The 10,844-nt window shown below is 67.0% G+C and carries 9 protein-coding genes; 8 read left to right on the plus strand and 1 reads right to left on the minus strand.

From position 1 onward, the window contains the following. Window positions 1-96: 96 nt before the first annotated feature. Entirely contained in the window at window positions 97-810 is a 714-nt protein-coding gene (locus tag TVC13_RS17285) for a GntR family transcriptional regulator (protein ID WP_422402374.1), read from the minus strand. Between the two features lie 102 nt (window positions 811-912). On the opposite strand from TVC13_RS17285, the gene TVC13_RS17290 reads away from it, so the two are divergent. The 8 genes from TVC13_RS17290 (at window position 913) to TVC13_RS17325 (ending at window position 10,763) form a co-directional block, all read left to right on the plus strand. Then, complete coding sequence (locus TVC13_RS17290; RefSeq protein WP_422402375.1) at window positions 913-2,244, plus strand: sugar ABC transporter substrate-binding protein; 1,332 nt, start codon at window positions 913-915, stop codon at window positions 2,242-2,244. Window positions 2,245-2,327: 83 nt separating this feature from the next. After that, window positions 2,328-3,287, plus strand: a complete 960-nt coding sequence (locus tag TVC13_RS17295; RefSeq protein ID WP_422402376.1) for a carbohydrate ABC transporter permease — start codon at window positions 2,328-2,330, stop codon at window positions 3,285-3,287. Window positions 3,288-3,289: 2 nt separating this feature from the next. Continuing rightward, window positions 3,290-4,210: a carbohydrate ABC transporter permease gene (locus TVC13_RS17300; RefSeq protein ID WP_422402377.1), complete on the plus strand. Its 921-nt coding sequence runs from the start codon at window positions 3,290-3,292 to the stop codon at window positions 4,208-4,210. Between the two features lie 2 nt (window positions 4,211-4,212). Next, window positions 4,213-5,157: a glycosyl hydrolase family 32 gene (locus TVC13_RS17305; RefSeq protein WP_422402378.1), complete on the plus strand. Its 945-nt coding sequence runs from the start codon at window positions 4,213-4,215 to the stop codon at window positions 5,155-5,157. 161 nt (window positions 5,158-5,318) lie between these two features. Further along, window positions 5,319-5,834, plus strand: coding sequence for a DUF805 domain-containing protein (locus TVC13_RS17310; protein ID WP_422402379.1), 516 nt, complete (start codon window positions 5,319-5,321; stop codon window positions 5,832-5,834). Window positions 5,835-5,916: 82 nt separating this feature from the next. Continuing rightward, window positions 5,917-9,393: a bifunctional proline dehydrogenase/L-glutamate gamma-semialdehyde dehydrogenase gene (locus TVC13_RS17315; protein WP_422402380.1), complete on the plus strand. Its 3,477-nt coding sequence runs from the start codon at window positions 5,917-5,919 to the stop codon at window positions 9,391-9,393. A gap of 2 nt (window positions 9,394-9,395) precedes the next feature. Then, complete coding sequence (locus TVC13_RS17320; RefSeq protein ID WP_422402381.1) at window positions 9,396-10,205, plus strand: SDR family oxidoreductase; 810 nt, start codon at window positions 9,396-9,398, stop codon at window positions 10,203-10,205. A gap of 291 nt (window positions 10,206-10,496) precedes the next feature. Further along, on the plus strand, window positions 10,497-10,763 hold the full coding sequence (locus TVC13_RS17325; RefSeq protein ID WP_422402382.1) for a hypothetical protein: 267 nt from the start codon (window positions 10,497-10,499) through the stop codon (window positions 10,761-10,763). Window positions 10,764-10,844: the final 81 nt, after the last annotated feature.

The following is a 10,844-nucleotide window of genomic DNA, read 5'->3' on the forward strand; positions in this document are numbered from 1 at the left end:
CCCCCCCCAAAAAAACCCCCCCCCCCCCCCCCCCCCCCCCGGGGGGTGCGGGGTTCCGCTGTTCCCGGTTCCCTGCCGGCGCTTAGGCTTGGCGAATCAGTCCCGGTGGCGCCGCGCCTGGAAGCGGAACCGGTCTCCCCGGAACACCGAACAGGTCCATTCAGCCGGGTGCTCCCCAGCGAGGCCCAGGCGGTGGATGACCAGCAGCGGGAAGCCCATCTCAAGGCCGAGCAGACGCACCTCGTCGGGCCCGGCCAGCCGGGTCTGCACGGTGTCCTCCGCATCGGTTATCCGCACCCCGTAGCTCTCCTGCAGTGCGGCATACAGCGAGCCGGTGCTCTCCAGTGCCGAGGCAAGGTCCGGCAGCTCACCAGGCAGCAGGGCAGTCTCGTGGGCCAGCGGCTCCTCGTTGATGAGCCGGATTCGTTCAACCCGGGTCAGCGCTGTGCCTGGATTCACCTGGAGCCGCTGTGCCGCTTCTCCCTCTGCAGGGACCGTTGAAATGCCGAGGACGCGGCTTGAACTGCGCAGCCCCTGGGCGGCAGCGTCCTCGGAGAAGGACGTCAGCTGGCGCACGTAGGTGGGGCGGTTGTGGGCCACAAAGGTGCCGTGCCCCTGGATCCTGTCCAGCACCCCCTCGGCAACGAGCTCAGCGATCGCCTGGCGCACGGTGGTGCGGGATGTTCCGTACCCGGCGGCCAGTGCCCGCTCTGTGGGGAGAAGGGTGCCTGGTTCCCCCTCGGCGGCGAGCGCACGCAGCCGCTCCTTGAGCACGTAGTACTTCGGAGGGGGATGGGATTGTGACGTCACGGCTTCAGCATAGCGATTGACTCTGAAATTGGTCTAGGCCAAACTGAACGACATTGACAGCCCACTTGCTTATGGCATGGGGAACCTACGGGAAGGGCGGAAATGCGTTCACTAAGGAAGGCCCGGCTGCGTGCCGGGTCGATGGGGGCCGCCGGCGGCGCGCTGGTGCTGGCACTGACGGCATGCGGCGGCAGCGGCGACGCCGGCAACGAAGCCGACGGCACACTGAAGGTCTGGGCCCACTCCGGCCAGGCATCCGAGGCCGAGGCGCTGCAGGACCTTGTGGATCAGTTCAACGATGCCAATGAGGACATCACTGTTGATCTGACCCTGGTGCCCGAAGCCGACTACACCAGCACCATTCAGGCCACGAAGGCCGAGGACCTGCCGGACATCATGGAAATGGATGCCCCGACCATGGCCTCCTTCGTCTACGACCGAAAGCTGGTCCCGCTCGAGGGGATCGTCTCCGAAGAGGTCCTGGATAACCGGATCGGCGGCGTGAAGGAAAGCGGCACCTACAACGGTGAAACCTATGCCGTTGGCATGTTCGACGTCGGACTTGGGCTCTGGGGCAATGCCTCCCTGCTCGAGGCAGCCGGCCTCGAAGCCCCCGCGACTGCAGCGGAAGCCTGGACCGCCGAGGAATTCCGGACCAACCTGGCCAAGCTTGCCGAAGCCAGCCCCTCCGGCAACGCCATCGACCTGGGCGAAGCCAACTCCTTCGCCGCGGAATGGGGCCTGTTCACCACCAGCCCGAATCTCTGGTCTGCCGGCGGAACCCTGATGAAGGACGGCAAGGCCGACGGCGTGCTCAACTCCCAGGAGAACGTCGAAGCGCTGTCCGAATGGTCCTCCTGGAAGGAATACACGGATCCGAACACCAGCGGCACCGCTTTCCAGGAGGGGCAGGTTGCCCTGACCTGGACGGGCAACTGGATGTACCCCGGTTTCAGTGAGGCGCTGGGTGAGGACCTGGTCCTGATGCCCCTGCCTGACTTCGGCAACGGCACCAAGGCCGGCCACGGCTCCTGGCAGTGGGGCGCCACCCCCGCCGCCGAGGGCAACGAGGAAGCTGCCGGTGCCTTCCTGGACTTCCTCATGTCGGATGACTCGATCACCGCGATGACCGAAGCCAACGCCGCCATCCCGGGCAGCACCTCAGCCCTGGAAACCAGTGAACTCTACGGTGAAGGCAAGCCGCTGGCGCTCTTCGCCGACAACCTTGCCTCCGCCTGCGGTGCCGAGGATGTCACCGCTGAGTGCATCGCCGTCGCCCGTCCCGTAACCCCGGGTTACCCGACAGTGACGAGCTCCGTTGGCAGCGCCCTGCTCGCCATCTGGGGCGGCGCGGACGTGAAGGAAGAACTGGATAAGGCCGCACGCGCGATTGACTCCGATTTCACCGACAACAACGGCTACGAAGACGAATAATCCCAGCTGGTGCGGGGGGGGGGGGGGGGGGGGGGGGCCGCCCCCCCCCCCCCCCCCCAGCCACCGGGATGGAGGAACCCGCCATGACCACCACGTCACTGCTGCCGCCCCAGCGCAGCAAGCCGCCAGCGCCGGCACGCCCGGCCCGGCGCCGAGGCGCCGCCGGGCCCGCCATGGCTGCGCCGGCCATGCTGCTGCTCATCCTGTTCGTGGCGGTGCCTTTTGTCGCCGCAATCGGATTCTCGCTGTACAACGTCCGGCTGGGGGATCCGCGCGACCCCAGCTTCATGGGGTTCACCCAGTACGCCCGCATCCTGACCGATCCGGACGTCTCTGCCCAGTTCCTCAGTTCCCTTGGACACAACCTGATCTTCGCAGTGGTCGTGGTTCCCGTGCAGACCGCCCTGGCGCTCGCCCTGGCGATGCTGGTCAAGCGGGCACTGCCGGGTATGGGAGTCTTCCGCGCGGTTTACTTCCTCCCGGTAATCTTTCCGATGGCGTTGGTGGCCATCATCTGGCGCCTGATCCTGGCCCGCGGAGACCAGGGCCTGCTCAATGCGACGCTCGACTTCTTTTCCGGCGGCAACTTCGGTGCCCAGGACTGGCTGGGGTCAGAACTGACGGCTCTGGGATCGGTGATTGTGCTTTCGATCTGGCAGGGCTGCGGTTTCCAGATGGTCATTCTCCTGGCCGCCCTGCAGCAGGTTCCCGGTGAACTGTACGAGGCCGCTGAGCTGGACCGGGCCAACGGCTGGCAGCGGCTGCTGCACGTAACCCTTCCCGGCATCCGCACCACGCTCGTCTTCGTGGCGCTCTACACCACCATCCTCTCGCTGCGCGTCTTCGACCAGATCTACGTCCTGGCTAAATCCGGCGGCGGACTCAACGAGGACGCCACGCGCACTGTCATGTATCAGGCCGTCACCGCCGCCTTCGACCAGAACAACATTGGCCGGGCCAGCGCCATCTCCGTGGTCTTCTTCATCCTGGTGCTGATCCTGTCCCTGATCCAGCGCCGGCTCACGCGCGAACGGGAGGCCTAGACATGGCAACCACACTCCAAAACAGCGGACCCCGGAACAATGCTGCCGCGGCAGGAACTCCCGCCGCAGCCCGGCTGCGCCGAAGCAGCCCGCGGCACCGCGCCGGCATCACCGTGCACTACTCCGCGCTGGTCATCACCAGCCTGGTGTTCCTGGCCCCGGTGGCCTACATGGTGGCCGCTTCCTTCGCGCCGGCGTCGGACACCCTTGCCGGTTTTAAGGTCTTTGATGTCACCCAGTGGGGACTGCACAACTATTCGGGCGTCACGGCCAGCCTTTCCTCGGACAGCACCGGGCACCTCTGGCGGTTCTTCCTGGTTTCCTTCACGGTGACCGTCGCCGTCGTCGGCCTGGGGCTGGTGGTCAACTCGATGGCCGCGTTCGCGCTGTCCCGGCTGGAGTGGAAGGGCCGGGGGGTTGCCCTGCTGGGCATCCTGATGCTGCTGATCGTGCCTTTCGAAGCGGTCGCGGTGCCCATGTTCTACCTGTACAACGACGCGCGGAACACGCTGTGGATCCAGATCGTCCCCTTCATCGGCAACGCGCTTTCGATCTTCCTGTTCCATTCATTCTTCTCCGGCATCCCGCGCAGCATTGACGAGGCAGCCCGCCTGGACGGCGCCGGACCGTGGCGGATCTTTGCGCTGATCATTGCTCCGATGAGCAAGCCCGTGTACGCATCGGTGGCCATCCTGACCTTCCTGACGCAGTGGGGCGCGTTCCTGTGGCCGGTGCTGATGGTCTCCGATCCCAACCTGCGTCCGCTGCCGCTGCAGATCAGCGTGTTTGCCGGACAGCTTCCCCCTGCCTGGGGACAGGTCATGGCCTTTGGTGTGCTGCTGGTGCTGCCGGTGCTTGTTGTGTTCCTCATCTTCCAGCGCTGGTTCATCGAGGGCGTCGCCTCCTCCGCGGTGAAGGGATAGAAATGGTTTTCCGCCTCAACGATCACTGGGCCTGGGACAGCTGGCTGGCCGACGACGGCGAGCAGTACCACCTCTTCTTCCTGCGGGCTTCGCGCGCCCTGCAGGATCCGCAGCGGCGGCACTACCGGGCATCGATCGGCCATGCCGTGTCAAGCGACCTCGAGGACTGGTCCCTGCTGCCGGATGCGCTGGTAGCTGCGGACGCGCCTGCCTGGGACGACCTCGCCACCTGGACGGGCTGTACAGTGCAGGGCGGAGACGGGCGCTGGCACCTCTTCTACACGGGCGTCAGCCGCGCAGAAGACGGGCTGCAGCAGCGCATTGGCAAAGCGGTCTCCGATGACCTGGTTACCTGGACCCGCTGGGACCGTCCGCCGCTGGAAGCGGACCCGCGCTGGTACGAAAAGCTGGGGGAGGGCACGTGGCCCGATGAAGCCTGGCGGGATCCGTTTGTGTTCTGGGACGAAGACACATCCCTGTGGCACATGCTGGTGACGGCCCGTTCCGGGGAAGGAGATCCGGCCGGCCGTGCAGTGGTGGGCCATGCCGTCAGCGCGGATCTGGAGGACTGGGAGGTGCGCCCGCCGCTGTCTGCTCCCGCCGGGTTCGGCGAGATGGAAGTCATCCAGTCGAGGCTGGTGGACGGGCAGCCGGTCCTGATCTTCTCCTGCCTGCCCGAATTTGCCCCCGGCCTCGACGCGCCGCGAGTACCCACGGGCACCTGGATCGCGCCCGGCGGATCAATGCTGGGTCCCTGGAAACTCGAGGAAAGCGCCGAGTTCTATCTGGAAGGCATCTACGCGGCCCAGCTGGTGCAGAGGCGCGACGGCGAATGGGTGCTCTTTGGTTTCCAGAACGGCACCTTCACGGGCGAAATTGCCGGTCCGACACCGCTGCAGGAACTCACCGGCGGAGCACCGCTCTTCGGGGCCCGCACCGGGCGCTGAACCGCCCCGGAACCGGTCAGGGCACCGAAGCTCATGCATCCACATGAACATGCTTCTGACCTGCGAAAACAGGCTCGACGGCGGCATGATCGTGGGCTATTATCCCTTCGTTCGCCTAAACAGTAAGCGACCTTCACTTTTATCTACAGGGGGAATTTCATATGTCACAGCACTCCGCACCGAACCCGTATGCTCCGGCTCCGACCGGTGCCGCTGACCTGTCCCAGCCGCTCTACGGCGCCGGCATCGGCGATGCCGTCAAGCGGTTCTTCAAGAAGTACGCCACCTTCTCCGGCCGGGCGAGCCGCAGCGAGTACTGGTGGTGGATGCTGGTGAACTTCATTGTCATCACCGCGCTGGTCATCTGGATGTTCGCGGCGGCAGCCGGCAGCGTGGATCCGGTGACCGGCGAACTGGAAGGCACCGGCTTCTTGTTCCCCTACGCGCTGATTGGCCTCTGGTCGCTGGCCACGCTCGTGCCGAGCCTCGCGCTGACGGTGCGGCGCCTGCACGACGGCGGTTTCAACGGCTGGCTGATCCTGCTTGGCCTGATTCCGGGTGTGGGCGGCATTGCCATCCTGGTCTTCTCCCTGATGCCCAGCAAACCGGAAGGCGCCCGTTTCGACGCCGGTGCCCAGCAGTACGGCGCGTACCCGCAGGCGCCGTACCAGTCATAGCCGGCGAAGGCCCCAGGAGCATAGCCGCAGGTGAAACGGGGTGCCCCTTCCGATCGGGAGCAAAGACTCCAATACTGGGAGAATGACCCACACCACATCGCCACACCCCGGCAATGATGCCCCCTACAGCTCCGATTCCGAATCCGCCAACCTCGCGGAAGAATCCATCCAGCTGGTTCGTACCTGGCTCGCCGAGGCGTGCCCGGTGGGAGTGGGCGCCCCGGCTGCGCCGCTGGGCCGCGGGCGGAAGGGCCCCCGCGGCCTCGGCTTCACAGTTGGCTTCGTTGACGGGGTGATCCGGCCCGAAGACCTGCAGGTTGCCGCCCGGAACCTCGCCAAGCTTGCACCCCGGGTTCCCGGGTTCCTGCCCTGGTATTTGAAGGCGGCCGTACGCACGGGCGGGGTGCTGGGCCCGGCCGTTCCCGCAGTGGTGGTCCCCGCTGCCAGGCGGGCGCTGCGGAGCATGGTCGGCCACCTGATCATCGATGCGTCCGAGGACCGTCTGGGCCAGTCCATCCGCCGACTGCGCCGCGACGGCGTCCGGCTCAACATGAACCTGCTCGGCGAAGCAGTGCTGGGCCGCCGGGAAGCCGAACGCCGGCTGAACGGCACCCGGCGGCTGCTGGAACGCAGCGACGTCGACTACGTCAGCATCAAGGTCTCCTCCACCGTGGCACCCCACGCCCCCTGGGCGTTCAACGAAGCCGTCGCCGACGTGGCGGAAACCCTCGCTCCGCTCTACCGGCTCGCAGCAGAATCCCCCAAGCCCAAGTTCATCAACCTGGATATGGAGGAATACAAGGACCTTGAACTGACCATGGCGGTGTTCATGGAACTGCTCTCCCGCCCTGAATTCCAGAACCTGGAAGCCGGACTGGTTCTCCAGGCCTACCTGCCGGATGCACTGGCCGCCATGCAGCGGCTGCAGGAGTTCGCCGCCGCTCGCCGTGCCGCCGGGGGTGCTCCCATTAAGGTGCGCCTGGTCAAGGGCGCCAACCTCCCCATGGAACAGGTGGAGGCCTCGCTGCACGGCTGGCCGCTGGCCACCTGGGGCTCAAAGCTTGAGACGGATGCCAACTACAAGCGGGTCCTGGACTACTCGCTGCATCCGGAACGGATCCGCAACGTGCGGGTCGGCGTCGCCGGCCATAACCTCTTCGACATCGCCTATGCATGGCTGCTCGCCGGAGCCCGCGGAGTCCGGGCAGGCATTGACGTGGAGATGCTGCTCGGGATGGCCACCGCGCAGGCCGAGGTGGTTCGGAAAGAAGTAGGTTCACTGCTGCTCTACACCCCCGTGGTGCACCCGCAGGAGTTCGACGTTGCCATTGCCTACCTGGTGCGGCGGCTGGAAGAAGGCGCCAGCAGCGAGAACTTCATGTCCGCAGTCTTTGACCTGGCCGACCAGGAACCGCTCTTCGAACGCGAAAAGCAGCGGTTCCTGGCGTCCCTGGCGGCAGCGGACAGCAAGGTCCCGGCGCCCCGGCGCCAGCAGGACCGCACCCGGCCGCCGGAGCCGGCACCGGAGGAATTCGCCAACACGCAGGACACTGATCCCTCGCTGCCCGCCAACCGCCGCTGGGGACGGGACATCCTGGCCCGGGTCCCCGGGTCGGATTTGGGACTGGAGCTCCTGGCCGCGTCACGGATCGAAACTGAAGAGCAGCTCGAAGAACTCATTTCCGGCGCCGCCGCAGCCTCCGAACACTGGGCAGCCCTGGGCGGGGCCGGCCGGGCGGACATCCTCCACCGGGCCGGAGACATCCTCGAAGCCCGTCGCGCGCAGCTGCTGGAGGTGATGGCTGCCGAAGCGGGCAAGACCCTGGACCAGGGAGACCCCGAAGTGTCCGAGGCGATCGACTTCGCCCGTTATTACGCTGAACGGGCGCGGGAACTGGACAGCATTGACGGCGCCCGGTTCCATCCCGCCCGCCTCACACTGGTTACCCCGCCGTGGAACTTCCCCGTTGCGATTCCGGCCGGTTCCACCCTTGCTGCCCTCGCTGCGGGTTCGGCTGTGGTGCTCAAACCGGCGGGACCGGCGTCACGGTGCGGTGCGGTGCTGGCCGAAGCGCTCTGGGAAGCGGGCGTGCCACGGGAAGTCCTGCGGCTTGTGCAGTTGGGCGAGTCCGAACTTGGCCGCCAGCTCATCTCCCATCCGGCGGTGGAGCGGGTCATCCTGACCGGGGCATACGAGACCGCTGAGCTGTTCCGGTCCTTCCGGCCGGAGCTGGAACTGCTGGCGGAAACCTCCGGCAAAAACGCCATCGTAGTCACGCCCAGCGCCGACTTTGACCTGGCCGCCAGGGACGTGGCGTCGTCGGCGTTTGGGCACGCCGGCCAGAAGTGCTCCGCGGCCTCACTGGTGATCCTGGTGGGCTCCGCAGCGGAATCCCGCCGGTTCCACCACCAGCTGCTGGACGCCGTGCAGTCCCTGGTGGTGGGAGAACCGGAAGACCCGCGGACACAGATGGGGCCGGTCATTGAACCGGCCGCCGGCAAGCTGCTGCGCGGCCTCACCGAACTTGGCCCGGGGGAGAGCTGGGTGCTCCAGCCGCAAAAGCTCGACGCCGAGGGCCGGGTCTGGTCTCCGGGCATCCGGGCAGGGGTGCAGCCTGGCTCCGAGTTCCACCTCACCGAATACTTCGGCCCCGTGCTGGGTGTGATGCGCGCCGAAACGCTCCAGGACGCAGTCCGGCTGCAGAACCAGGTGGACTATGGGCTCACCGCTGGACTGCACTCGCTGGACCCGGAGGAGATCCGCTACTGGACCGGTGCAGTGGAGGCCGGAAACCTCTACGTGAACCGCGGCATCACCGGAGCCATTGTCCGCCGCCAGCCCTTCGGCGGCTGGAAGAAATCCTCCGTGGGCGCCGGAACAAAGGCCGGCGGGCCCAACTACCTGCTGGGCCTGGGTAACTGGACCGCAGCCCGCTCACACGCAGCTGCCGCCCCGGGCGAAAAAGCCGGCGCGCTGCTGGAGCAGGCCCGGAATGCGTCCGTCCTGTCCCGGGAAGATCTGCAGTTCCTGGGCCGGGCTGCTGCTTCCGACGCAGCAGCCTGGGCGCAGGAATATGGCCAGACCAAAGACGTCTCCGGCCTCAGCGCGGAACGGAACCTGTTCCGCTACCTTCCGGTTCCCGTGCACATCCGGCTGGCGGAAACGGAGCCGCAGCCGTCAGTGCTGCGCGTCCTCTCCGCCGCCCTGCTGGCGGGCGCTCCGGTCACCGTGTCCGTCCCGGAGGCGCTGTCACCCGGCATCACCGCCGCCCTGGCAGCGTTCTCCTGCTCCGTCAGCGTCGAAAACGACGCCGAGTGGCTTGGCCGGCTGGCGGCTATGGAAACGCCGCCGTCCCGGATCCGTCTGCTCGGCGGAGACCGGAGCGCGCTGGCAGCAGCACTGGGCGGCCGGCCAGACTGTGCCGTGTACGCCCAGCCGGTCACCGAATCCGGCCGGGTGGAACTGCTGCCCTTCCTGCATGAGCAGGCCATCAGCATCACCGCCCACCGCTTCGGAACCCCCAGCCCCATTGCCGACATCAAACCCGGAAGGCCCTGAGCATGGAAAGTCCGCTGCCGCTGGCAGGACGCACCGCCGTCGTAACCGGAGTGAGCCGCCGCCAGGGCATCGGCTATGCCGTGGCGTCGCGGCTCGCCCGGATGGGGGCAAACCTGTTCACCGCCCACTACCGGCCGCATGACCTTGACCAGCCGTGGGGCGGGGATTCGATCAGCGCCGTTGCCGACGGACTGCGCGAACAGCTGAGCGACGGCGCCGTGCTGGCCCACCGCAGCATTGACCTTTCGGAGCCGGGTGCCGCCGAAGAACTGATTCGGGACGCCTCCGCTGAACTGGGCCACCTGGACATCCTGGTCTGCAACCACGCCCGCAGCGGCGGCGACGGACCGCTGGCGGAGATGACCCCGGAGATGCTCGACACCCATTGGCAGGTCAACGCCCGCTCCACACTGCTGGCCACCCGGGAATTCGCCGCCCGGCACGACGGCCGGCCGGGAGGAAGAGTCATCTGGATGACTTCGGGGCAGATCAACGGCGGGGTCATGGACTCGGAGATTGCCTACGCCACGTCCAAGGCAGCCCTGGCGGGCATCACGCCTTCGGTAGCGGCAGACCTGGTACGCCGGGGAATCCTCCTCAACACCGTGAACCCGGGGCCGGTCAACACCGGCTACCTCAATCCGGAAACAGCTGACCGGCCGCCGGAGGTCCTTGCCGAAGTCCTTGCACATTTTCCGGCCGGCCGTTTCGGCGAACCGGACGATCCGGCACGGCTCATCGCCTGGCTGGTCAGCGACGAGGGACGGTGGATGGTGGGGCAGATCCTGAGCAGCGACGGCGGATTCCGCTAGTTCGTTTGCGTTTGCCCTTCTCAATGCGGGCCCCGCTTGTTAGGGTCCTGCCCATGGACATGCTCATTTTCGAGTAGCGAACTCCGCGCGGACGGACCAGCCGGGATCGCCGGCTTCTCCATTCCGGCGCGAACCGCTCTACGCAGACCCACATAAACCGCTTGTTGAGGCCGTCGGCCTTGCGCGTCCTTCCGTCTGCAGCTCGAAAACCCGCCGGTGGCGTTCAGCCCCGGTGCGCCCGGAAGGGCTTCGCCCTGGCCCAGCCAAGCCAGAGATGAACTGGAGCAAACCATGACCGAACCGACAAACACCCCGTCACAGAACCCTCTCGAAGCAGCCGATCTGCTCAACCAGCCCTCCGCCGAGGCCGAGGCCCAGCTGCAGGTCAACATCGCCCCCGCAGCCGCCCGCCGCCTCAGCGAGGAAGGGCTGCGGAGGCTTGCGGCGGCGCAGCAGCAGGAAGCCAATCTGCCTGGCTGGCAAAGCCTGGGCAAGGGCAGCAAGCCCAGCCACGCCAATGGCCGGCAGGGCCGCCGCGAACGCAAAGTCCGCTGGTAGGAGAGCGGGACACCCCAACAAAAACACCGGTGCGGGGCGGGGGGGGCCACAAGGGGGGGGGCCGCGCCGCGCGGGGTGGGG

The sequence above is a fragment of the Arthrobacter sp. 3Tela_A genome (genome assembly GCF_049311025.1).
In the GTDB taxonomy this organism is placed as follows: domain Bacteria; phylum Actinomycetota; class Actinomycetes; order Actinomycetales; family Micrococcaceae; genus Arthrobacter_B.